Raw genomic sequence first — 24,563 nt, forward strand, 5'->3', positions numbered from 1 at the left:
AGCCATTAACCGCTACTCCACCTCAAAATCGAAATAAGTATCAGGAAATGGTTCCCAACGCAGTGTAAAGTGCCACCATTCTTTTGAGTAATTTCTAAAATTATGTTTTAGCATAACCTGTTGTAGCAGCTGTCTGTTGGCTTTCTGTTCATCGGTTATACCTTCATAACTCACCCAAGACTGTTGTCCAAAAAAATCATAAGGACTTCCCATATCTAATGGCTGATTAGTATTACCATCAATAATGGTTAAATCAACAGTGCTTCCTCTACTATGACCTGATCGTGTGGCAATATATTCTTCTCTAAACAAAAAGCGTTTTTCAACTTCAGGATAAAACTCTTGCTTATTTATAGTATCATTTAAGTCTTTTGCCCAACGCATAAAATGGTTTACTGCACGTTGTGGTCTATAACCATCATATACTCTCAAACAAAGGTTTTGCTGTTGTAATTCATCTTGTACTTTTTTCAAAGCTTCGGCAGACTGCTTGGTTAAAATAAGTGTATTGGCTTTGTAACCTACTATGGTATCTCCAACAAAATTATGTGTACTGTAGTAACGCAGTTCAACATCAATATCTGGGATAATTGTTTTTACATACACAAAACCTTCAGGCAAGTTGGTAGTATCTTGTTTGGTAAAACCAAAAGATATGAGCAATAAAAGACAAATGATTATTTTGTTTTTCATAATGTATAAGCTAATTTAGAAAAAATTTAGGCTATGACTTTGTTTTTAAACGAAAAAACAACCTTTCAGTTTCCAAATGCTGAACTTATTTATATTCCTAATTTTTATAACAACTCTCAAGCCGACCAGTATTTTAGCAGACTAAGAAAAATCATATCATGGCAGCAAGATGATATTAAGGTTTTTGGTAAAACTTACAAACAACCAAGACTAACTGCATTGTATGCCAACAATAACAAACCTTATGCTTACTCTAACATAACAATGACTCCTCTACCCTTTACTGACGAGTTAAAACAGATTAAAACTGATGTAGAGAAAACTGTTGAACATCAATTTACATCTGTACTTTCAAACTTATATCGAAATGGTAATGACAGTAATGGTTGGCATGCTGATAATGAAAAAGAATTGGGTAAAAACCCAGTAATTGCTTCATTGAGTTTTGGAGCTCAAAGAGCTTTTCATTTTAAACACAGACAACTAAAAGACGAAAAACACAAGCTTATTTTAGAACATGGTAGTTTGCTAATAATGAAAGGAGAAATGCAACACTATTGGCTACACCAAATTCCAAAGACCAAAAAAATTATTGGAGAACGCATCAACTTAACATTTAGAACTATAGTATAGCTATAAAAAGAAAAAACCGAGATCCCTCAATCTCGGTTTTCCTAATTTGCTTTTTATTACGGTTGTAGATTTAGGGTCTCTAAGCCAACAACATAATGCAAATATTAATTAATTAATCCATTGAACTAAAAACTAAATTTTAGTACACTTCAAATGTAGAATTATATTTTAAAAAATCTGTTTAAATACATATTAAATCGATGAAATGCATTAAACTTTAACATTTAACGATAAAATAATACGTTTTATCGATAAAATACACTTTTAAAACTTCTGTTTACGTTCTAATATTTTAAATAATTTGTCGTTATACAATCAAACAAATATTGATTTTCTATACTTTTGAAACAGACTTGACAAGATTGAAAAACACAATGAAACACTATATAAATTTTGCAATTGTATTGCTTTTGTTTTCATCAAAAGGATTTTCACAAAATTTTACTGCAAGAGAGATTGCAGTAAATACTCTTATTGAAGGGACTTTACTAGTTCCAAGCGCTGTTGAGCAACCAGCATTGGCGATTATTATAGCAGGATCAGGACCTGTTGACCGAAATGGTAATCAAAACTTTGCAAGAAATAACAGTCTTAAAAAACTTGCTGAAGGCTTAACCAATAATGGTATTGCAACCTTTAGGTATGACAAACGTACCATAAAGTTGATAGCAACAGGAAAGTTGGATAACACTATAATGTTTGACGATTTTGTAACTGATGCCATTGATGTGGTAAACTATTTTAAATCTCAAAACACCTATTCAAAAATTTATATTATTGGTCATAGTCAAGGGAGTTTAATAGGAATGATTGCTGCTGAAAAAGATGTTGATGGGTTTATTTCCATAGCTGGTGCAAGTCAAACTATTGATAAAATCATTATCAAACAAGTAGAGCAAACTGCTCCAGCCTATTTAGAAGACACCAAGAAAATATTTTCGGTATTGCAAGAAGGTAAAACCACCAGCAACTACCCTCCTGTTTTGTCTTCTTTTCTGGGTAAAGACATACAACCGTTTATGATAAACTGGATGCAATACAATCCACAAGACATTTTAAAATCTCTACAAATACCTATACTTATTGTAAATGGTACTAACGACTTGCAAGTTGGCGTTGAAGATGCTAACCGACTAAAAGACTCAAACCCTAGTGCTGAGTTAAAGCTAATAGATAAAATGAACCATGTTCTTTTTAGTATTGAAGGTGATGACTTGGTTAATTTTAAATCGTATAACGAATCACATCATAAAGTAACACCAGAGCTTATTGATACCATTTCTGGTTTTATAACAAAGTAATTTCAACATTTTACTACAAACAAAAAAGCACCTGAAACCAGGTGCTTTTCTTATTAACTAACCAACCAAATGTAATATTTAACTCGCTTCTTAAGCTATTAATCAATTACACTTATTTAAATACAATAGTCGTGCCAAAAATTATTTTTTTGGCTTCTGTAACAAAAATTAATTTTTGCATACTAATGAGATAAGTTATATCTTTATAATATCATTTTAATATCATTTTAAATTAATCAATCATGAAAGAAGAAAAAATTATCGTTCCAGCTAATGGCTATTTAATGTTATTCCTTTTTTTAGTACTATTCTTTGGAAGCATTGCACTAATATTTATTACAGAAACAGGATGGTCAGCTTTTGGTATTGTTGCTTCATTAATCTTAGCCTTTGGGTTTCTTATGGTACAACCTAATGGCTCTAGAGTTTTATTACTTTTTGGTAAATATGTAGGAACCGTAAAAAAGAATGGCTTCTATTGGGTAAACCCATTTTACTCCAAAAAGAAGATTTCTTTAAGAGCAAGTAACTTTGATAGCGAACGTTTAAAAGTGAACGACAAGCTAGGAAACCCTGTTATGATCAGTACAATTTTAGTTTGGAGAGTACAAAACACTTACAAAGCAGCTTTTGATGTAGACAATTATGAAAACTTTGTACGTGTACAAACTGATGCTGCTGTTCGTAAACTGGCAAGTATGTATCCTTACGACAATTTTGCCGATGAAGGTCACGACGAAGATATCACACTTCGCTCAAGTGTAAATGAAGTAAGCAACGCTCTAGAAAAAGAAATTGACGAGCGACTATCCATTGCAGGAATTGAAGTATTGGAAGCTAGAATTGGTTACCTAGCGTATGCACAAGAAATTGCAAATGCAATGCTTAAGCGTCAACAAGCTACTGCTATTGTTGCTGCGCGCCATAAAATTGTTGAAGGCGCAGTTAGTATGGTAGAAATGGCTCTAGACGAACTAAACAAAAAAGAAATTGTTGAGTTAGACGACGAGCGCAAAGCAGCAATGGTAAGCAACCTTATGGTTATATTATGTGGAGACAAAGAAGCTTCACCAGTTGTAAATGCAGGAACTTTAAGTCATTAAGATTATGAAAGAATACAAAGTCATAAAACCAAAATTAGGATGGAGAAACCCAACCGAAAAACTTGAGGAAATCTTAAACAAATATGCAAAAGAAGGTTGGCGTGTCACAACTATTACACCTAATCAACACATTATTTCATTTATAGTTTTTGAACGCGATAAAAATAGATAATGAGAGTTTTTAAAGAAGAACAACGATTTAATCAATTATGGTTAATTGCACTTATTGCAATAAGTGCAATTATTCCTATTATATTGGTATGCGTTGAATATTTTAAAAATCAAAACTCCATTTCAACGCTAGAACTTATTTTAATAATTCTACTTCTTATATTTTTCTCAGGATTGATTTTTATATTTAAACTCTCCACTAAAATTGACGAGTTAGGAATTCATTATAAATTCTTTCCGTTGCATTTAAAATACAATACCATTTCTTGGAAATCTATAAACAAAGCTTATATTAGAACCTATGAACCCATTTCAGAATATGGTGGTTGGGGAATAAAAGGTGATTGGAATAAATCTAAAGGAAAAGCTATTAATGTTTCAGGAACTATTGGTATTCAACTAGAGTTAGCCAATGGAAAAAAACTACTCATAGGTACAAAAAAACAAATAGAAGCTGAAAACGCCATAACATATTACAAAACACAGTTAAACCATAGTAACAATGTCTAAAAAGAAAGCCTTTGCACTAAGAATAAATGAAGATATGCTCAAAGCAATTGAAAAATGGGCTTCAGACGAATTTAGAAGTACCAATGGTCAAATTGAGTGGATGCTCATGCAATACCTTAAAGAAAAAAACAGACAACCAAAACCAAAAAAAAATAACGAGAGCGACACTTAACAATGTCGCTTTTTTATGCGCTTTTATTTTGGTATTTTGCGCCTTTAAATTTTAGTTTATGGACACAACGCAATTAACCGAAGTAAAACCTTTATTCACCCAAGACACTATAGTATTTGGGTTGTTAATGCTAGCATTAGGTTTTGTTTTTTATACTTCCACAAGTGAAAATAGTTTTTGGAAAAAATTCTACAAATACATACCTGCATTATTAATGGCATATATGCTGCCTGCAGCTTTAACTACTTTTGGGATAATTGCTCCAGAATGGGGATTTGAAAACGCCGAAGGCTCATTAGTAGAAGTAACAGGTAAATCTCAAGCCTATTACATTGCTAGTAGATTTATGCTTCCAGCTGCTTTGGTACTTATGACTATTAGTATCGACCTAAAAGCTGTATTTAACCTAGGCTGGAAAGCTCTTGCTATGTTTGGAACAGGTACGTTAGGAATCATAATTGGCGGACCTATTGCTGTATTTTTAATTGCATTAGTATCTCCTGAAACTGTTGGTGGAGCTGGTCCTGACGCTGTTTGGAGAGGTCTTTCTACTTTAGCAGGAAGTTGGATTGGTGGAGGTGCTAATCAAGCTGCTATGTTAGAAATTTATGAATACAATACAGCAAATTATGCAGGAATGGTAATTGTTGATATTGTTGTTGCTAATATATGGATGGCTATCCTTTTATTAGGAATTGGTAAACAAGAAAAAATTGATAAATGGCTGAAAGCTGATAACAGTTCTATTGAAACCCTTAAAGAAAAAGTATCTAGTTATGCTGCTAGTATTTCTAGAAACCCAACATTAGCCGATTTTATGGTGATTTTAGGTATTGCTTTTACTGTTGTAGGAATTGCTCATTTTGGTGCTAATGAAATTTCTGAATTTTTAGTAGCTAACTTCGATGCTGTAAGTGATCAAAAATCCGCTTGGTCTTCATTTGGATCTCAATTTTTCTGGATGATTACAATAGCTACTATTTTAGGAATCATCTTATCCTTTACCAAGATGAAAAAATATGAAGGTGCAGGAGCTAGTAAAATTGGTAGTGTATTTATTTATATTCTCGTTGCATCTATTGGTATGAAAATGGATCTTACTAAAATAGTTGACAATCCAGGACTAATTGTTGTTGGTCTAGTTTGGATGGCAATACACGTTGCTTTACTATTTTTAGTAGCAAAACTAATTAGAGCGCCATATTTCTTCTTAGCTGTTGGTAGTAAAGCAAATATTGGTGGTGCTGCCTCTGCTCCTGTGGTTGCTGCAGCCTTTCATCCATCGCTTGCAACTGTAGGTGTTATTCTAGCAGTATTTGGATATGTTGTTGGAACCTATGGTGCTATGCTTACTGCAGAACTTATGAGAATAGTTGCTCCTATAACTTAATTAATGATTTTTTAAATTTTAATATGACAAAACACTTTAAACTTTTTAGCCTTTTAGTAATAGCTTTACTAATTATTTCTTGTGGAGAAAATAAAAAAGACACAAACTTCACTTTAAAAGGCCATGTAACAGGATTAAAAAAAGGTACTGTTTATTTACAAAAGCAACAAGATAGCTTAATGGTAACGCTAGATTCCTTAGCTATTAATGGCAATTCTGAGTTTGAATTACACAGCGACTTAGAAGAACCAGAAGTTTTGTTTTTAACCTTAGACAAAAACGACAATGACGAAGGCGTTATTGCTTTTTTTGCAGATAAAGGTGTTACAGAAATAAGTTCTACACTTAAAAACTTTAATTATGATGCTCAAATAAAAGGTTCTGAACAACAAAAACGATTAGACGAATACATAATGATGATGTCTCGTTTTAATGACAAAAATCTTGACCTTATAAAAGAAAACTTTGAAGCTAAAAAAGAAAACGATACCACTAGTTTCGATTTTGACAAAGAATACAATAGCCTTTTAAAACGTAAATACCTTTACACAATAAATTTTGCTGTAAATAATAAAAACAGTGAAGTTGCTCCTTATTTAGCCTTAAGCGAAATACCAAATACCACGGTAAAGTATTTAGAAACCATATACGATTCGCTTGATGAAAATATTAAAAACTCTAAGTACGGTAAGCAATTAAAAGAAACTATTGAGCAACGGAAATCAGACGAAGAAAACATTGAATAAAAAAAATCCCAAACGTAATGTTTGGGATTTTTTATTTTAGAGCCGATAGAGGGACTTCCTTCGACTTCGCTCAGGATAAACTTCTCATCCCTATTTAATAGTTTTAAATAAAAAAACTCTAACTGTTTTACAGTTAGAGTTTAATATTAAGAGCCGATAGAGGGACTCGAACCCACGACCTGCTGATTACAAATCAGCTGCTCTAGCCAGCTGAGCTATATCGGCGAAACAGGATGCAAATATAATCGCGAAAATTATATTTGCAAACATTTTTTTCTGTTTTAGCTTAGTTTATTAATTTTTTCGATTAAAGCTCTTCCTTTATCTTCCAACTCTTGGTTGATAGCTTTAAAATGTGCTTTCTTATCTTCTACTTTTTTATCGTTCACCTTTGCTATTAAAGAATCAAAAGTTTCTATAGCTTCATCAATAATTGCTTCGCTTTTTTTAGTGTCTTTATCAGTGTTGTTGTATTCCCATACATAAACAGCTTCAATAATATCACCTAAAACGTAATTAATGTCTTTTTTAAGGTTTCTAACGTTTGCCATAATTATAAATTTTTATTGTCGCAAAATTAAACATAAACTTCCAATAGCTTCGCATTTTCCGAAGTTATTTCATAATTCTTTACTGCTGCAGGAAGTAGTATTGTTTCTCCTTTTTTAATAGTTTCAGTTCCACTATCTGTAGTTATTTGTACTTCTCCTTCAACACACATGTAAATCAAAAATGAATCGTGATTATTTTCTTTTTTAAGTGTACTATCAACATCTAAATAACTTGTGGTAAAATATGGGCAACTAACCATTTTATTAGATTGATTTTTAGCTTTTTCATAACTAACTCTAAAATTATCTTCCATTTCAAAGTCAATAGCATCAATGGCTAAATCGTTGTGAAGTTCTCTTTCGTTTCCTTCATCATCTACTCTATCCCAATCATAAACTCTATAAGTAATATCGCTGGTTTGTTGTATTTCAGCAACCACTACTCCTGCTCCAATAGCGTGCACACGACCAACTTCTATAAAATAAGTATCACCTACTTTAACTTTATCAAAATTTAAAATTTCTGTAAGCGTTTTATTTTCTAAATGCGATAAATAGGTTTCAGCATCCATTTTTTGGTTAAACCCAACTATTAAATTCGAACCTTCATCGGCTTGCATTACATACCACATTTCGGTTTTCCCAAATGAATTGTGTCGCTTTGCAGCCAATTCATCATTGGGATGTAATTGAATAGATAAATCTTGTTTTGCATCGATAAACTTGATAAGTAACGGAAACTTATTACCAAAAACTCTATAGTTTTGAAGTCCTATTAAATCTTCTTTATAGGTTTCTTGTATTTGCTTTAAGGTTTGACCTTTTAATGCTCCATTTGCAACTACAGATGTATCACCTTCTACATCACTAATTTCCCAGCTCTCTCCAATATTTGGTAAATCTGAGGTCTTATTTAATAACGTTTTTAGTTTTTGTCCACCCCAAATTTTATCTTTTAAAATAGGTGTGAATTTTATAGGATAAAGAATATTTTTCATGTGTTATAATCCAGAATAGGTTACAAAATTTCTAGGCGTCTCAAAAAGTTTAATTTCTAAGTCTAGTGTTGAATTTAGTCTAGGTTTTACCTTATTATAAATAACTACTGCTATGTTTTCGGCTGTAGGGTTTAAATCTTTAAACTCTTCAACTTCTACATTTAGGTTTTTATGGTCAAAGGCATCTTCAACTTCTTCTTTTATAATATCTTTTAAGTCTTGAATGTCTATAACATAACCTGTTTCTTTATTGATAGGTCCTGTTACACTTACTATCAACTCGTAATTATGTCCATGAAAATTTGGATTGCTACATTTTCCAAAAACATCGACATTCTTTTCATCGCTCCAATCTTTTCTGTACAATCTATGAGCTGCGTTAAAATGTGCTTTTCTACTTACGGTAACAATCATTTTACAATGTTTATGTGTTGGTAGAATTTATCAAAAATAATTTTAAACCAAGCTGTGTAAATTTCTGGTTGTTGCTTGATGTCTTCTTTTACAGCATCAAGAGTCATCCACTTCCAATCTGCAACTTCATCAGGATTTATGTTTGGTGTATCATTATAATATCCTATCATGATGTGGTCATATTCATGTTCTGTCAAGCCATTATCAAAAGGTGCTTTATAAATAAAAGATGTTGTCTCTTCAAGTTCAGTAACAAACCCCATTTCTTCAAATAAACGTCGCTTACCAGCTTCTATATTTGCTTCCCCTTCTCTTTGGTGACTACAGCAAGTATTTGTCCATAATAAAGGCGAATGGTACTTATCAGCTGCACGTTGCTGTAACATTAGTTCATTGTTGTTGTTAAAAACAAATACAGAAAAAGCTCTATGCAGTAATGCTTTTTCGTGCGCTTCCATTTTAGACATTAAGCCTATTTGCTTATCGTTTTCATCAACAAGTATAACGTGTTCTTCAATCATATCACAAAAATACCACTAAAAAATTAATAATAACATTCTCTATACAAATTCTGAAATCGTAATTCTGAAATCTTAATATAAACAGTATCTTTGCAGCCTATTTGCAAGATTATGAGTTTTATCAACGAAATAAAGAAACGTAGAACCTTTGGTATCGTTTCGCATCCAGATGCTGGAAAAACAACACTTACTGAAAAACTATTACTTTTTGGTGGTGCAATACAAGAAGCAGGAGCTGTAAAAAGTAACAAAATAAAAAAAGGAGCTACTAGTGACTTTATGGAAATTGAGCGTCAGCGTGGAATTTCTGTTGCTACTTCTGTTTTGGCATTTGAATACGATGGTATAAAAATTAATATTCTTGATACTCCTGGACACAAGGATTTTGCTGAAGATACTTTTAGAACACTAACAGCTGTTGATAGCGTAATTGTTGTTATTGATGTGGCTAAAGGTGTTGAGGAGCAAACCGAAAAACTAGTTCAAGTTTGCCGAATGCGTAATATTCCAATGATTGTATTTATCAATAAATTGGATAGAGAAGGCAAAGATGCGTTTGATCTTTTAGATGAAGTTGAGCAAAAACTAGGTTTGAGCGTTGTACCTATGAGTTTCCCAATTGGTATGGGTTACGACTTTAAAGGTATTTATAACCTTTGGGAGAAAAACATTAATCTTTTTAGTGGTGACAGTAGAAAGAATATTGAAGAAACCATAGAAATTAACGATTTAAGCTCTTCAGAATTAGATAAACTCATAGGAGAAAAATCGGCAAATACACTAAGAGAAGAAATAGAATTAGTTGAAGGCATCTATCCTGCTTTTGAAAAAGAAGACTACTTAAACGGTACACAGCAACCTGTGTTTTTTGGTTCTGCTTTAAACAATTTTGGTGTAAGAGAGTTATTAGATTGCTTTATAGAAATTGCTCCTAAACCTAGACCAAAACAAAGTGAAGAGCGCTTAGTTAACCCAGAAGAAAAAGATTTTACTGGTTTTGTGTTTAAAATTCATGCTAATATGGACCCTAACCATAGAGACCGTTTAGCATTTATAAAAATCGTATCTGGAACTTTTAAAAGGAATACACCTTATTTACATGTACGTCATGGTAAAAAGCTTAAGTTCTCTAGTCCTAATGCCTTTTTTGCTGAAAAGAAAGAAATTGTTGATGTTTCTTATCCTGGAGATATTGTAGGATTGCACGATACAGGAAACTTTAAAATTGGTGATACCTTAACTGAAGGTGAAACTATAAACTACAAAGGTATACCTAGTTTCTCTCCTGAACATTTCAGGTATATTAATAATGCTGATCCTTTAAAATCCAAACAGCTTTACAAAGGTATTGACCAGTTAATGGATGAAGGTGTTGCCCAATTATTTACTTTAGAATTAAATGGTAGAAAAGTTATAGGTACAGTTGGTGCTTTACAGTACGAGGTTATTCAATATCGATTAGAACACGAATATGGAGCTAAGTGTACTTATGAAAACCTTAATGTACATAAAGCATGTTGGGTTGACCCTGAAGATGAAAAAAACGAAGAGTACAAAGAATTTTTAAGGGTAAAACAACGCTTTTTGGCAAAAGACAAACAAGGGCAACTTGTATTTTTAGCAGATTCGGCATTTTCATTACAAATGACACAGCAAAAATACCCAAGTATTAAATTTCATTTTACATCAGAATTTTAATTAAAAACCCTGTTTTTCAGTAAGAAATTTTATACGAAAAGGCATTTTTAGTGTTAAAAATGTGTCAGTTATCGAAAATTTCATTGAAATTCGGTTTTGAATTTTTACATTGATTTACAGATAACCCCAAATTGATCTACTTATGGAAACTTTTTCTAATAGTTTCAGTAATAAAGATATTACTGTAACCTTCAAACCATGTAAGTGTGTCCATGCTGAGCGTTGTGCTAACGAATTATCTAATGTTTTTAGGCAATCGGTTATACCATGGATAGATCTTGATGGTGCATCCACTAAAAAAATTATCAAACAAGTTAAAAAATGTCCTTCGGGAGCTTTAAGCTATTCGTATAATAAAGAAGTTGCTTAATAAAAAAGCCTTTTGAAAAATTCAAAAGGCTTTTTTATTATTTATGCTTGACTTGTTGGTCCGAAATTTAACGGAATTGGTGGTTGCTCGTGTAAACATGTCGAGCAACAACAAATTCAAATCTCTGATTAAGCTTGACCTGTTGGACCGAAATTTAACGGAATTGGTGGTTGCTCGTAATCTTTAATTTCACCATGGGCTTTTTCAAATCGATGTACATTATCACCTAATGCTTTAAGTAATCGTTTAGCATGCTGTGGTGTTAATATAATTCTTGATTTTACCTTACTCTTTGGAGTCCCAGGCATAATACTTACAAAGTCAACAACAAATTCTGAAACCGAATGGTTAATAATTGCCAAATTAGAATAGGTTCCTTCAGCTACTTTCTCGTCTAGTTCTATATTAATTTGTCCTTGCTTCTTTTTATTTTGTTCGTCTGCCATTGAAATTTTATTTTTTATTTCCACATAAGTGGAAAACTTATTATTACATTTTACAATTTAAAAAAAGAATCCCGAGATATAGTCACGGGATTCTTAAATTTTATATAATTTACTCTTTTAAAGAGTTCCCAATTTATATTGGGATAAAATCAACCTAAAGACTTCAATTTGTTTTACAACACTTAAAGTCTTGGTATCATTTAATTATAGTTCATTTCTTCTTTTGCTTTCATCATCTCATCAAATTCCTCTTTAGAGCCAACGATAATACTATCATATCGTCTTACACCTGTTCCTGCAGGAATTCTATGACCAACAATTACATTTTCTTTTAGACCTTCTAAATCGTCTACTTTAGCATTTACAGCAGCTTCATTCAGTACTTTAGTAGTTTCCTGGAATGATGCAGCAGATATAAATGACTTAGTTTGTAACGAAGCTCTTGTAATACCTTGTAAGATTGGAGTTGCAGTTGCTGGTTGTGCTTCTCTAGCAGTTACCAATTGCTTATCTTCTCTTCTCAATATTGAGTTTTCGTCTCTTAACTGTCTTAAAGTAATGATTTGTCCTGGTTTTAAAGTTGCAGAATCTCCCGCATCTTCTACCACTTTCATTCCAAATATCTTATCGTTTTCTTCGATAAAATCAGATTTGTGAACTAATTGGTCTTCTAAGAAAATTGTATCACCAGAATCAATAATACGTACTTTACGCATCATTTGTCTTACAACAACTTCAAAGTGCTTATCGTTAATTTTCACACCTTGTAAACGATATACTTCTTGTACTTCGTTAACTAAGTATTGTTGTACTGCAGATGGTCCTTTAATGTTTAAGATGTCATCTGGAGTAATTGATCCGTCAGATAAAGGCATCCCTGCTTTTACATAATCATTTTCTTGTACAAGAATTTGATTAGATAACTTCACTAAGTATTTCTTTACTTCACCAACTTTAGACTCAATAATGATTTCGCGATTACCTCTCTTGATTTTTCCGAAAGACACAACACCATCAATCTCACTTACAACAGCAGGATTAGAAGGGTTACGTGCTTCGAACAACTCGGTTACACGAGGTAAACCTCCTGTAATATCACCTGCTTTTGCAGATTTACGTGGTATCTTAACTAAGATTTTACCAACCTTAATTTTTTCTCCATCATCAATCATAAGGTGAGCTCCAACAGGTAAGTTATAAGAACGAATAACTTCTCCTTTAGAATCTTCGATATGAAGTGTTGGTATTAACTTCTTATTTCTAGATTCAGAAATTACTTTTTCTTGGAAACCTGTTTGTTCATCGATTTCTACTTGGTAAGTGATACCTTGCTCAATGTTTTCATATTTTACTTTACCAGCAAATTCTGAAATAATAACTCCGTTATATGGATCCCATTGACAAATTGTATCTCCTTTGCTTACTTTTTGTCCACTCTTAACATAAATGAACGAACCGTAAGGTATATTATTAGTACTTAAAGTAATACCAGTTTTAGCATCAACAAGTTTAAGTTCAGAAGTTCTTGATATCACTACATCTACTTCATTACCTTCACTATCAGTGCTCTTAACTGTTTTAAGGTCTTCAATTTCTGCAATACCATCAAACTTAACAATAAGTTTGTTTTCTTCTGAAATGTTACCAGCAATACCACCTACGTGGAATGTACGAAGTGTAAGCTGTGTACCAGGTTCTCCAATAGATTGTGCAGCAACTACACCTACAGCTTCACCACGTTGTACCATTTTACCAGTAGCTAGGTTACGTCCATAACACTTAGCACAGATACCTTTTTTAGCTTCACAAGTTAATGCTGAACGTACTTCGATAGACTCAATTGCAGAGTTACCAATAGCTTTAGCGATGCTATCATTAATATGCTCACCAGCACTTACTAATAACTCTTCAGTAATAGGATCATAAACATCATTTAATGAAGTACGACCTACTATTCTATCTTCAAGTTTTTCAACAATCTCTTCGTTTTTCTTAAGTGCAGAAACTTCAATACCTCTTAATGTTCCACAATCTTCACTGTAGATAATTACATCTTGAGATACGTCAACTAAACGACGTGTTAAGTATCCTGCATCTGCAGTTTTAAGTGCTGTATCGGCAAGACCCTTACGAGCACCATGCGTTGAGATAAAGTATTCAAGAATTGAAAGACCTTCTTTAAAGTTAGAAAGAATTGGGTTTTCAATAATTTCTCCACCTCCTGCATTAGATTTTTTCGGTTTTGCCATCAAACCACGCATACCTGTAAGCTGACGAATCTGTTCTTTAGATCCACGAGCTCCAGAATCAAGCATCATATATACCGAGTTAAATCCTTGTTGGTCTTCACGAATACGCTTCATAGACAACTCTGTCAATTCAGCATTTGTAGAAGTCCAAATATCAATAACCTGATTGTAACGTTCGTTATTGGTAATTAATCCCATGTTATAGTTAGCCATAATACCATCAACTAAACCATTGGCTTTGTCAATCATAGTATGCTTTTCAGCTGGAATAATAATATCACCTAAACTAAACGATAATCCTCCTTGGAATGCAAACTTATATCCTAAAGTTTTGATTTCATCTAAAAACTCAGCTGTTTCAGGTACACTAGTAACTTTTAAAATGTTACCAATAATATCTCTAAGCGATTTTTTAGTTAAAACCTGGTTGATATAACCTGCTCTTTCAGGTACTTTTTCGTTAAATAATACACGACCTACTGTAGTTTCAATAATTTGGGTAGTTAACTCACCGTTTTCATTGAAGTCTTTAGTTCTTACTTTAATTCCAGCATTTAAATCAACTTTCTTCTCATTGTAAGCAATAGTTACTTCTTCTGGAGAATAGAAAGTTAATCCTTCACCTTTTACAGTAAAAGTTTCGTCAGTTTTACGAAGCTTAGTCATGTAGTAAAGACCAAGAACCATATCCTGAGATGGTACTGTTACTGGTGAACCGTTAGCTGGGTTTAAAATATTGTGAGAAGCTAACATTAATAATTGTGCTTCTAATATAGCTTCTGGTCCTAATGGTAAATGAACAGCCATTTGGTCACCATCAAAATCGGCATTAAATGCAGTACACACTAATGGGTGTAACTGGATTGCCTTACCTTCGATAAGTTTAGGCTGGAATGCTTGAATACCAAGTCTGTGTAATGTAGGAGCACGGTTTAGTAATACTGGATGTCCTTTAAGAACATTTTCTAAGATATCCCAAACTACAGGCTCTTTTCTATCTATAATTTTCTTTGCAGATTTTACTGTTTTTACAATACCTCTTTCAATCAGTTTTCTAATAATGAAAGGCTTGTAAAGTTCAGCTGCCATGTTTTTAGGCAATCCACATTCAAATAATTTTAATTCTGGTCCAACAACAATTACCGAACGTGCAGAATAATCAACACGTTTACCTAGTAAGTTTTGACGGAAACGTCCTTGCTTACCTTTTAATGAATCGGATAACGATTTTAATGGACGGTTAGAATCGGTTTTTACTGCTGATGACTTACGTGTGTTATCAAATAATGAATCAACAGACTCTTGTAACATACGTTTTTCGTTACGTAAGATTACTTCAGGAGCTTTGATTTCAACCAATCTCTTAAGACGGTTGTTACGGATAATTACACGACGATACAAATCATTTAAGTCAGATGTAGCAAAACGACCACCATCTAAAGGCACTAGAGGTCTCAATTCTGGCGGAATGATTGGAATAGCTTTCATAATCATCCACTCAGGCTTATTCTCACGATTAGCATTTGAGTCTCTAAACGCTTCTACAACTTGTAAACGTTTTAAAGCTTCAGTTTTACGTTGTTTAGACGTTTCGTTGTTTGCTTTATGACGTAAGTCGTATGATAATTCGTCTAAATCAATTCTTGCTAAAAGGTCAATTAAGCACTCAGCTCCCATTTTAGCAATAAACTTATTAGGATCGTTATCTTCTAAATATTGATTTTCTTGTGGAAGCGTTTCAAGAATATTTAAGTATTCTTCTTCCGTTAAGAAATCCATTTTTTGTAATGGTTCACCTTCGGCATTTTTAGCATTACCTGGTTGAATTACTACGTAACGTTCGTAGTAAATAATCATATCCAATCTCTTAGATGGTAATCCAAGAAGGTAACCTATTTTGTTTGGAAGTGAACGGAAATACCATATATGAGCTACAGGAACCACTAAGTTAATGTGTCCTACTCTATCTCTACGTACTTTCTTTTCAGTTACTTCAACACCACAACGGTCACAAACAATTCCTTTGTAGCGTATTCTTTTATATTTACCACAAGCACACTCAAAATCCTTAACAGGACCAAAGATACGCTCACAGAATAAACCATCACGTTCAGGTTTATGTGTTCGATAATTAATAGTTTCTGGTTTTAAAACTTCACCACGTGAAGCTGCTAAAACAGATTCAGGAGATGCTAAACCAATTGAGATTTTATTAAATCTCTGTACTGTATTCTTATCTTGTTTTCTAGCCATAATAACTTTATAGTCTATAGTTAATCGCTTTGGTCTCCATTAAAAGAAGACCAAAACGAATTCACTTAAAATTTATTCTTCTAATCTAATATCTAATCCTAATCCTTTCAATTCGTGCATTAATACGTTGAAAGATTCAGGTAGTCCTGGTTCTGGCATTGGCTCTCCTTTTACGATAGCTTCGTAAGTTTTAGCTCTACCTATAACATCATCAGATTTTACTGTTAAGATTTCACGTAGAGTACTTGATGCTCCATAAGCTTCAAGTGCCCAAACTTCCATTTCTCCAAAACGCTGACCACCAAATTGTGCTTTACCACCTAGTGGTTGTTGCGTAATTAATGAGTATGGTCCAATAGAACGAGCGTGCATCTTATCGTCAATCATGTGACCTAATTTGATCATGTATATTACACCTACTGTTGCTGGTTGATCAAAACGATCTCCTGTACCACCATCATATAAGTATGTATGTCCAAATCTTGGTACACCTGCTTCATCAGTAAACTCATTAATTTGATCTAATGTAGCTCCATCAAAAATTGGTGTAGCGTAAGTACGGTTTAATTTTTGACCTGCCCAACCAAGAACAGTTTCATAAATCTGACCAATGTTCATACGCGATGGTACACCAAGTGGGTTTAATACAATATCAACTGGAGTTCCATCTTCAAGGAAAGGCATATCTTCTTGACGAACAATACGTGCTACAATACCTTTGTTACCGTGACGTCCTGCCATCTTATCACCTACTTTAAGTTTACGTTTTTTAGCAACATAAACCTTAGCTAATTTGATAATTCCCGCTGGTAACTCGTCACCAACAGAGATGGTAAACTTCTCACGACGTAATGAACCTTGAAGATCATTTTCCTTAATCTTATAGTTGTGGATTAAGTCTGCAACTAGTGCATTGGTATGATCATCAGTAGTCCAAGTACCAGATGTTAAGTGCGTATAATCATCAACAGCATTTAACATTTTTAGCGTGTACTTTTTACCTTTAGGTATAATTTCCTCTCCAAGATCGTTAAAGATACCTTGAGCAGTTTTACCATTTACGATAGCAAATAGTTTTTCTACTAATACATCTTTTAAGTCATCAAACTTCTTGTAGTAGATGTTCTCTAGAGCTTCGATATCTTCTTTATCTTTTGCTCTTTTACGCTTATCTTTAATTGCTCTTGAGAATAATTTTTTGTCGATTACAACTCCATGTAATGAAGGCGAAGCTTTAAGTGATGCATCTTTAACATCACCTGCTTTATCTCCAAAAATTGCTCTTAAAAGTTTTTCTTCAGGTGTTGGATCACTTTCTCCTTTTGGTGTAATCTTACCAATTAAGATATCACCTGGTTTAATCTCAGCACCAATTCTAATCATACCGTTTTCATCAAGGTCTTTAGTTGCCTCTTCAGAAACGTTAGGAATATCATTAGTAAGCTCTTCGTTACCTAACTTGGTATCTCTAACTTCTAATGAGTACTCATCAATATGAATAGAAGTAAATATATCGTCACGAACTACTTTTTCAGAAATCACAATCGCATCCTCAAAGTTATACCCTTTCCAAGGCATAAAGGCTACTTTCATGTTTCTTCCTAAAGCAAGTTCTCCGTTTTCAGTTGCATAACCTTCACAAAGTACTTGTCCTTTTACAACTTTATCTCCTTTTGTTACAATTGGCTTTAAGTTGATTGAAGTACCTTGGTTAGTTTTTCTGAATTTTACAAGTGGATAAGTTTTAGTATCGCTATCAAAACTTACCATTGCTTCTTCTTCTGTACGCTCGTATTTAATTACAATTTCATTAGCATCAACATACTCTACAACTCCATTTCCTTCAGCATTTATTAATACTCTTGAATCTGAAGCTACTTGACGCTCAAGACCTGTTCCTACAATAGGAGCTTGCGGACGTAATAATGGTACTGCTTGACGCATCATGTTTGATCCCATCAATGCACGGTTTGCATCATCATGCTCCAAGAATGGAATTAACGATGCAGATATAGATGCAATTTGGTTAGGAGCAACATCAGTATAATGAACGTTTACAGGGTCTATTACAGGGAAATCACCTTCTTGACGAGCAATAATCTTGTCTTCAAGGATTTTTCCTTTATCATCTACTTGAATATTAGCCTGAGCAATCAACATATCTTCTTCTTCTTCAGCACTTAAATATGTTGGCGCATTTTTGATATCAACAACTCCCTCTTCAGCTTTTCTATAAGGCGTTTCAATGAATCCCATTGAGTTTACTTTAGCATAAACTGAAAGTGAAGAAATTAATCCAATGTTTGGTCCTTCAGGAGTTTCAATTGGACATAATCTTCCGTAGTGTGTATAGTGAACGTCACGTACCTCGAAACCAGCTCTTTCTCTAGAAAGACCTCCAGGTCCTAAAGCTGATAAACGACGTTTGTGAGTAATCTCAGCTAATGGATTGGTTTGATCCATAAATTGAGATAACTGGTTTGTACCAAAAAACGAGTTAATTACTGAAGATAAAGTCTTCGCGTTAATTAAATCGATAGGTGTAAACACTTCGTTATCACGAACGTTCATACGCTCACGAATAGTACGAGCCATACGAGCTAAACCAACACCAAACTGAGATGACAATTGCTCTCCTACTGTACGTACACGACGGTTAGATAAGTGATCGATATCATCAATCTCTGCTTTAGAGTTAATAAGCTCAATTAAATATTTTATAATGGTAATGATATCCTCTTTGGTAAGTACTTGCTTATCCATTCCTATATCAAGACCTAATTTTTTGTTCATTCTGTAACGACCTACTTCACCTAATGAATAACGTTGGTCTGAGAAGAACAATTTGTCAATAATACCACGTGCTGTTTCCTCATCTGGCGGCTCAGCATTACGTAATTGACGGTAAATATGTTCAACAGCCTCTTTTTCAGAGTTTGTTGGATCTTTTTGTAATGTATTGTGAATAATAGCATAATCTCCTTGTTGTGCACTTTCTTTATGTAAAAGAATAGTTTTTACACCTGCTTCAAGGATTTCTTCTATATTATCTTTATCTATAATTGTATCACGGTCCAAAACAATTTCGTTACGCTCGATAGATACAACTTCTCCAGTATCCTCATCAACGAAATCTTCATGCCATGTGTTAAGTACACGAGCAGCTAGTTTACGACCAATTACTTTCTTTAATCCTGATTTTGATACTTTAACTTCTTCAGCTAAATCAAAAATTTCAAGAATATCTTTATCGCGCTCAAAACCGATAGCACGGAAAAGTGTTGTAACAGGTAATTTTTTCTTTCTATCAATATAAGCGTACATAACGCTATTGATATCTGTAGCAAATTCTATCCAAGAACCTTTAAAAGGAATTACTCTTGCCGAATATAGCTTGGTTCCGTTTGCATGGAACGACTGGCTAAAGAAAACACCAGGTGATCTATGCAATTGGGAAACAACCACACGCTCTGCTCCATTTATAACAAATGTACCACTAGGTGTCATGTAAGGTATTGTACCCAAATACACATCCTGAACAATAGTTTCGAAATCTTCATGCTCAGGGTCTGTACAGTATAATTTTAACCTTGCTTTAAGTGGAACACTATATGTTAGACCTCTTTCTATACATTCCTCAATGGTATATCTTGGTGGATCAATAAAATAATCCAAAAACTCTAATACAAATTGATTACGTGTGTCTGTGATTGGGAAATTTTCCATGAAGGTGTTGTAAAGACCTTCGTTCCCTCTTTCTTCTGATTTCGTCTCTAACTGGAAAAAATCCTGGAAGGATTTAATCTGAATATCTAAAAAATCTGGATATTCAGTTCTATTTACAATAGAAGAGAAATTTAATCTTTCAGCTTTTTTTGCTAACATCGATGAACGAGATTTTGATTAAAAAAATAATTTTGTTTGCGTATACATTTATATACACAAAAGGGTTTAGGTCTTAGAGGCAACCTCTAGACCTAAACCATAATTTGTAGGCTATGGGTTAAGCTTACTTAAGCTCAACTTCTGCTCCAGCTTCTTCTAAAGAAGTTTTTAAACCTTCAGCTTCGTCTTTAGAAACGCCTTCTTTGATAGCGCTTGGTGCACCATCTACTAATTCTTTAGCTTCTTTTAATCCTAAACCAGTTAATTCTTTAACTAATTTTACAACTGCTAATTTAGAAGCACCTGCTGCTTTAAGGATTACATCGAATTCTGATTTTTCTTCTGCAGCTTCACCACCTGCAGCAGCTCCACCTGCAGCAACTGCAACAGCAGCAGCAGCTGGTTCGATACCATATTCGTCTTTTAAAATTGTAGCTAATTCGTTTACTTCTTTTACTGTTAAATTAACTAATTGTTCTGCGAAATCTTTTAAATCTGCCATTTTCTATCGTTTTAATAATTTTTTAAATAATATAATTTGTTTAAGTGCGTACTTAATTGATTATTATCCTTCTTTTTCGGATAATGTTTTAATGATACCTGCTAGTTTACCACCTCCTGATTTAAGAGCTGAAACAACGTTCTTAGCTGGCGATTGTAACAATGTTACTATGTCACCAATTAACTCTTCTCTAGATTTGATATCAACTAAAGTATCTAATTGCTCATCACCAATGTAAATTGCTTCTTCAATAAAAGCTCCTTTAAGCAAAGGCTTATCAGATTTTTTACGGAATGCTTTAATTACTTTTGCTGGAGCATTACCAGTTTCAGAATACATTACTGAAGTGTTACCTTTAAGTACAGATGGTAAATCTCCAAAATCTTTTTCTGAAGCATCCATAGCTTTTGTTAGTAATGTATTTTTAACTACAGCTAGTTTTACGTTAGCTTTAAAGCAAGCTCTACGTAAATCTGAAGTGTTTCCTGCGTTTAATCCAGATATATCAGCAATATAAATATTGGTATTATCTGCTAGTTGAGCAGTTAACTCTTCAATTACTTGTGATTTTTCTTGTCTTGTCATAATATTAAAGTTTAACTACTATCCTATTTTTGTATCTATTGATATACTTGGACTCATTGTGCTAGACATGTAAATACTTTTTACGTAAGTACCTTTAGCTGCAGTTGGTTTTAATTTTATTAAAGTTGATAATAACTCGTTTGCGTTACCTACCAATTTATCAGCACTAAAAGATGCTTTTCCTATTGGTGCGTGTACAATACCTGTTTTATCTACTTTAAAATCAATTTTACCTGCTTTTACTTCGGCTACAGCCTTAGCAACATCCATTGTTACAGTTCCAGTTTTAGGGTTTGGCATTAAACCTCTTGGTCCTAATACTCTACCTAATGGTCCTAACTTACCCATAATAGCTGGCATAGTGATGATAACATCAACATCTGTCCAACCATCTTTAATTTTTTGTAAGTACTCGTCTAAACCAACATAATCAGCTCCAGCTTCTTTAGCTTCTGCTTCTTTATCTGGTGTTACAAGTGCCAACACTTTCATGTCTTTACCTGTACCATGTGGAAGAGAAACTACACCTCTTACCATTTGGTTTGCTTTACGAGGGTCAACTCCTAATCTTACAGCTAAATCAACTGAAGCATCGAATTTTGTGTAAGTTATTTCTTTTAATAAAGCCGAAGCTTCTTCAAGAGAATATAATTTATTCTTCTCAACTTTAGCTCTTGCTTCTTTTTGCTTTCTTGTTATTCTTGCCATTTCAAAAATTTTTTAGTTAGGTGCTTCACCGCCTTTAACTGTGATACCCATTGATCTTGCAGTACCTGCAACCATTTTCATAGCTGATGAAATTTCAAATGCATTTAAATCTTGCATTTTATCTTCAGCTATCGCTTTAACTTGATCCCAAGTTACTTTAGCTACTTTTTTTCGGTTAGGTTCACCAGATCCTTTTTTTACTTTGGCCGCTTCCAATAATTGTACAGCTGCAGGTGGAGTTTTAATTACAAAATCAAAAGATTTGTCTTTGTAAACAGAAATTACAACAGGAAGAACTTTACCAGGTTTATCCTGAGTTCTAGCGTTGAATTGCTTACAAAATTCCATAATATTAACTCCAGCAGCTCCTAAAGCGGGTCCAACTGGTGGCGACGGATTCGCTGCACCTCCCCTAACTTGTAGCTTAACTACTTTACTTAATTCTTTTGCCATTTTAATAAATTTAGTTTTGTACGCCTTTTAATTTGGAAGCAAAAAGACATACTATATATGGTAACAATTATTAAACTTTTTCAACTTGCATATAACTTAACTCTAATGGTGTTTTTCTTCCGAAAATTTTAACCATTACTTCAAGTTTACGCTTTTCTTCATTTATTTTTTCGATAGTACCATCAAATCCATTGAATGGTCCATCTATAACTTTTACAGTTTCTCCTAAAGTAAAAGGAATAGCGATATTAGCATCAGCATCTACAGACAACTCGTCTACTTTACCTAACATTCTATTTACTTCAGACTGTCTTAAAGGCACAGGATCTCCTCCTTTTGTTTCGCCTAAAAATCCAATAACATTTGTTATTGACTTTATAATATGTGGTATTTCACCACTTAAATTAGCTTGAATCATAATGTAACCTGGAAAATACACACGTTCTTTATGTGTTTTTTTTCCGTTACGTATCTGAATCACTTTTTCAGTAGGAACCAAAACTTGATCAACAAAATCTTCTAAACCTAATCGAGAAATTTCATTCTCTATATAAGTTTTAATTTTGTTTTCCTGACCACTTACAGCTCTAACTACATACCACTTTTTATTTCCTTTTGTTTCAGACATCAAATTTGTTTTAGCCAATTAAATCAAAATACGCTTTAATAACTTTACTAAAAACAGTGTCAACACCCCAAATAGCGAGTGAGAAAATAATTGAAAACACTGCAACCAACACTGTTAGGTTTTGTGCTTCAGACCAAGTTGGCCATGATACATTATTCTTTAATTCCTCAAAGGATTCTTTTATATAATTAATAATTCCTGCCATCTGTTTTTCTTATTTGCACGGGTTGAGAGACTCGAACTCCCGACACCTGGTTTTGGAGACCAGTGCTCTACCAACTGAGCTAAACCCGTAAATATAAATCAAGGCGTCTTGCTAAAAACAAGACACCTTAATTTAATATTCTATATTAAAATTTTAATCTAAAATTTCAGTTACCTGACCAGCACCTACTGTTCTACCACCTTCACGGATTGCAAAACGTAAACCTACGTTCATTGCAATTGGTTGAATTAATTCAACAGTAATAGTAAGGTTATCTCCAGGCATTACCATTTCAACTCCATCAGGAAGCGCAATGTTTCCAGTTACGTCAGTTGTACGTACGTAGAACTGTGGACGGTAGTTGTTGTGAAATGGAGTGTGACGTCCACCTTCTTCTTTCTTAAGGATATAAACCTCAGCTTTGAACTTTTGGTGTGGAGTTACAGAACCTGGCTTAGTAATTACCATACCTCTAGAGATTTGAGTTTTCTCAATACCTCTTAATAAGATACCAGCGTTATCTCCAGCCTCACCTCTATCAAGAATTTGACGGAACATTTCAATACCAGTAATTGTAGAAGTTAATTTCTCAGCTCCCATACCAATAATTTCTACTGGATCTCCAGTTTGAGCAACACCAGTCTCGATACGACCAGTTGCTACAGTACCACGACCTGTAATAGAGAATACATCTTCGATAGGCATTAAGAAAGGCTTATCCATATCACGTTGTGGCTCTTCAATCCAGTTATCAACAGCTTCCATAAGCTCCATTACTGTATCAACCCACTTTTGTTCTCCGTTTAATGCACCTAATGCAGAACCTGAAACTACAGGACCATTATCTCCATCATACTCATAGAAGTTTAATAAATCTCTAACTTCCATATCTACTAACTCTAATAACTCCTCATCGTCAACCATATCAACTTTATTCAAGAATACAACGATTCTTGGAATACCTACTTGACGACCTAAAAGGATGTGCTCACGAGTTTGTGGCATAGGACCATCAGTTGCAGCAACAACTAAAATAGCTCCATCCATTTGAGCAGCACCAGTTACCATGTTCTTTACGTAATCCGCGTGACCTGGACAGTCAACGTGAGCATAGTGACGATTAGCTGTTTGATATTCAACGTGAGAAGTATTAATAGTGATACCTCTTTCTTTCTCTTCTGGAGCGTTATCAATTTGATCAAATGATCTTGCTTCTGAAAAACCTGCATCAGCTAATACTTTAGTAATAGCAGCAGTTAAAGTTGTTTTACCGTGATCTACGTGTCCAATAGTACCAATGTTTAAGTGTGGTTTTGAACGATCGAAAGTTGCCTTTGCCATGTTTAATTTATTTAATCTTATTTAATATTAGTGTTCA

Annotated in this window: 25 protein-coding genes and 2 tRNA genes; 10 read left to right on the plus strand and 17 right to left on the minus strand. The window is 33.6% G+C overall.

Translation table 11 applies throughout. The annotated features are described in order from the left end of the window. Positions 1-12: 12 nt before the first annotated feature. A complete protein-coding gene (locus OD803_RS00390) occupies positions 13-693 on the minus strand; it encodes a M15 family metallopeptidase (protein WP_262731956.1) in 681 nt (226 codons plus the stop codon). 33 nt (positions 694-726) lie between these two features. On the opposite strand from OD803_RS00390, the gene OD803_RS00395 reads away from it, so the two are divergent. The 8 genes from OD803_RS00395 (at position 727) to OD803_RS00430 (ending at position 6,719) form a co-directional block, all read left to right on the plus strand. Continuing rightward, positions 727-1,326, plus strand: coding sequence for an alpha-ketoglutarate-dependent dioxygenase AlkB family protein (locus tag OD803_RS00395; RefSeq protein WP_262731957.1), 600 nt, complete (start codon positions 727-729; stop codon positions 1,324-1,326). Between the two features lie 374 nt (positions 1,327-1,700). Further along, on the plus strand, positions 1,701-2,627 hold the full coding sequence (locus tag OD803_RS00400; protein WP_262731958.1) for an alpha/beta hydrolase: 927 nt from the start codon (positions 1,701-1,703) through the stop codon (positions 2,625-2,627). Between the two features lie 242 nt (positions 2,628-2,869). After that, a complete protein-coding gene (locus OD803_RS00405; RefSeq protein ID WP_262731959.1) occupies positions 2,870-3,730 on the plus strand; it encodes an SPFH domain-containing protein in 861 nt (286 codons plus the stop codon). A 4-nt stretch (positions 3,731-3,734) separates the two neighbouring features. After that, positions 3,735-3,902: a DUF4177 domain-containing protein gene (locus tag OD803_RS00410; RefSeq protein WP_129759039.1), complete on the plus strand. Its 168-nt coding sequence runs from the start codon at positions 3,735-3,737 to the stop codon at positions 3,900-3,902. Then, a complete protein-coding gene (locus OD803_RS00415; protein WP_262731960.1) occupies positions 3,902-4,411 on the plus strand; it encodes a hypothetical protein in 510 nt (169 codons plus the stop codon). The genes OD803_RS00410 and OD803_RS00415 overlap by 1 nt, the downstream gene beginning before the upstream one ends. Continuing rightward, entirely contained in the window at positions 4,404-4,583 is a 180-nt protein-coding gene (locus OD803_RS00420; RefSeq protein ID WP_129759040.1) for an Arc family DNA binding domain-containing protein, read from the plus strand. The genes OD803_RS00415 and OD803_RS00420 overlap by 8 nt, the downstream gene beginning before the upstream one ends. Positions 4,584-4,641: 58 nt before the next feature. Continuing rightward, entirely contained in the window at positions 4,642-5,973 is a 1,332-nt protein-coding gene (locus OD803_RS00425; RefSeq protein WP_262731961.1) for a DUF819 family protein, read from the plus strand. A 23-nt stretch (positions 5,974-5,996) separates the two neighbouring features. Next, positions 5,997-6,719 (plus strand): DUF4369 domain-containing protein, encoded by a 723-nt coding sequence (locus OD803_RS00430; RefSeq protein WP_262731962.1) that lies wholly within the window; start codon positions 5,997-5,999, stop codon positions 6,717-6,719. A gap of 151 nt (positions 6,720-6,870) precedes the next feature. Here OD803_RS00430 and OD803_RS00435 read toward each other — a convergent pair. From OD803_RS00435 to idi, 5 genes are all read right to left on the minus strand, one after another. Then, a tRNA-Thr gene (locus OD803_RS00435) sits at positions 6,871-6,944 on the minus strand. 56 nt (positions 6,945-7,000) lie between these two features. Then, on the minus strand, positions 7,001-7,270 hold the full coding sequence (locus OD803_RS00440) for a hypothetical protein (protein ID WP_262731963.1): 270 nt from the start codon (positions 7,268-7,270) through the stop codon (positions 7,001-7,003). Positions 7,271-7,296: 26 nt separating this feature from the next. Beyond that, positions 7,297-8,268, minus strand: coding sequence for a type I phosphomannose isomerase catalytic subunit (locus tag OD803_RS00445; protein ID WP_262731964.1), 972 nt, complete (start codon positions 8,266-8,268; stop codon positions 7,297-7,299). Between the two features lie 3 nt (positions 8,269-8,271). Then, positions 8,272-8,682, minus strand: a complete 411-nt coding sequence (locus OD803_RS00450; protein WP_262731965.1) for a 6-pyruvoyl trahydropterin synthase family protein — start codon at positions 8,680-8,682, stop codon at positions 8,272-8,274. Then, complete coding sequence (gene idi, locus OD803_RS00455) at positions 8,679-9,203, minus strand: isopentenyl-diphosphate Delta-isomerase (RefSeq protein WP_262731966.1); 525 nt, start codon at positions 9,201-9,203, stop codon at positions 8,679-8,681. Before idi ends, OD803_RS00450 begins: the two co-directional genes overlap by 4 nt. Before the next feature lie 111 nt (positions 9,204-9,314). Between idi and OD803_RS00460 the strand changes: the two genes are divergently transcribed. Beyond that, the gene (locus OD803_RS00460) at positions 9,315-10,901 is read left to right on the plus strand and encodes a peptide chain release factor 3 (RefSeq protein WP_262731967.1); all 1,587 of its coding nucleotides are present in this window, start codon (positions 9,315-9,317) and stop codon (positions 10,899-10,901) included. Positions 10,902-11,043: 142 nt separating this feature from the next. Then, complete coding sequence (locus OD803_RS00465; RefSeq protein WP_129759048.1) at positions 11,044-11,271, plus strand: (4Fe-4S)-binding protein; 228 nt, start codon at positions 11,044-11,046, stop codon at positions 11,269-11,271. 128 nt (positions 11,272-11,399) lie between these two features. Here OD803_RS00465 and OD803_RS00470 read toward each other — a convergent pair whose 3' ends face one another. From OD803_RS00470 to tuf, 11 genes are all read right to left on the minus strand, one after another. Beyond that, positions 11,400-11,717, minus strand: a complete 318-nt coding sequence (locus OD803_RS00470) for a DUF3467 domain-containing protein (protein ID WP_131505768.1) — start codon at positions 11,715-11,717, stop codon at positions 11,400-11,402. A 200-nt stretch (positions 11,718-11,917) separates the two neighbouring features. After that, positions 11,918-16,219, minus strand: coding sequence for a DNA-directed RNA polymerase subunit beta' (rpoC, locus tag OD803_RS00475; RefSeq protein WP_134198792.1), 4,302 nt, complete (start codon positions 16,217-16,219; stop codon positions 11,918-11,920). A 72-nt stretch (positions 16,220-16,291) separates the two neighbouring features. Next, on the minus strand, positions 16,292-20,104 hold the full coding sequence (gene rpoB / locus OD803_RS00480; protein ID WP_129759051.1) for a DNA-directed RNA polymerase subunit beta: 3,813 nt from the start codon (positions 20,102-20,104) through the stop codon (positions 16,292-16,294). 124 nt (positions 20,105-20,228) lie between these two features. Further along, a complete protein-coding gene (gene rplL / locus OD803_RS00485; RefSeq protein WP_129759052.1) occupies positions 20,229-20,606 on the minus strand; it encodes a 50S ribosomal protein L7/L12 in 378 nt (125 codons plus the stop codon). Positions 20,607-20,669: 63 nt separating this feature from the next. Then, a complete protein-coding gene (gene rplJ / locus OD803_RS00490; protein ID WP_129759053.1) occupies positions 20,670-21,191 on the minus strand; it encodes a 50S ribosomal protein L10 in 522 nt (173 codons plus the stop codon). 18 nt (positions 21,192-21,209) lie between these two features. Beyond that, positions 21,210-21,899, minus strand: coding sequence for a 50S ribosomal protein L1 (rplA, locus tag OD803_RS00495; RefSeq protein ID WP_129759054.1), 690 nt, complete (start codon positions 21,897-21,899; stop codon positions 21,210-21,212). A gap of 12 nt (positions 21,900-21,911) precedes the next feature. Beyond that, positions 21,912-22,352, minus strand: a complete 441-nt coding sequence (rplK, locus tag OD803_RS00500; RefSeq protein WP_129759055.1) for a 50S ribosomal protein L11 — start codon at positions 22,350-22,352, stop codon at positions 21,912-21,914. A gap of 70 nt (positions 22,353-22,422) precedes the next feature. Beyond that, on the minus strand, positions 22,423-22,980 hold the full coding sequence (gene nusG / locus OD803_RS00505; protein ID WP_129759056.1) for a transcription termination/antitermination protein NusG: 558 nt from the start codon (positions 22,978-22,980) through the stop codon (positions 22,423-22,425). 10 nt (positions 22,981-22,990) lie between these two features. Next, positions 22,991-23,185: a preprotein translocase subunit SecE gene (gene secE / locus OD803_RS00510; protein ID WP_129759057.1), complete on the minus strand. Its 195-nt coding sequence runs from the start codon at positions 23,183-23,185 to the stop codon at positions 22,991-22,993. Positions 23,186-23,201: 16 nt separating this feature from the next. After that, positions 23,202-23,274, minus strand: a tRNA-Trp gene (locus tag OD803_RS00515). Positions 23,275-23,338: 64 nt separating this feature from the next. Then, entirely contained in the window at positions 23,339-24,526 is a 1,188-nt protein-coding gene (gene tuf, locus OD803_RS00520; RefSeq protein ID WP_129759058.1) for an elongation factor Tu, read from the minus strand. Positions 24,527-24,563 lie beyond the last annotated feature (37 nt).

Source organism: Gaetbulibacter sp. NE (assembly GCF_025548475.1).
Lineage (GTDB): Bacteria > Bacteroidota > Bacteroidia > Flavobacteriales > Flavobacteriaceae > Gaetbulibacter_B > Gaetbulibacter_B jejuensis.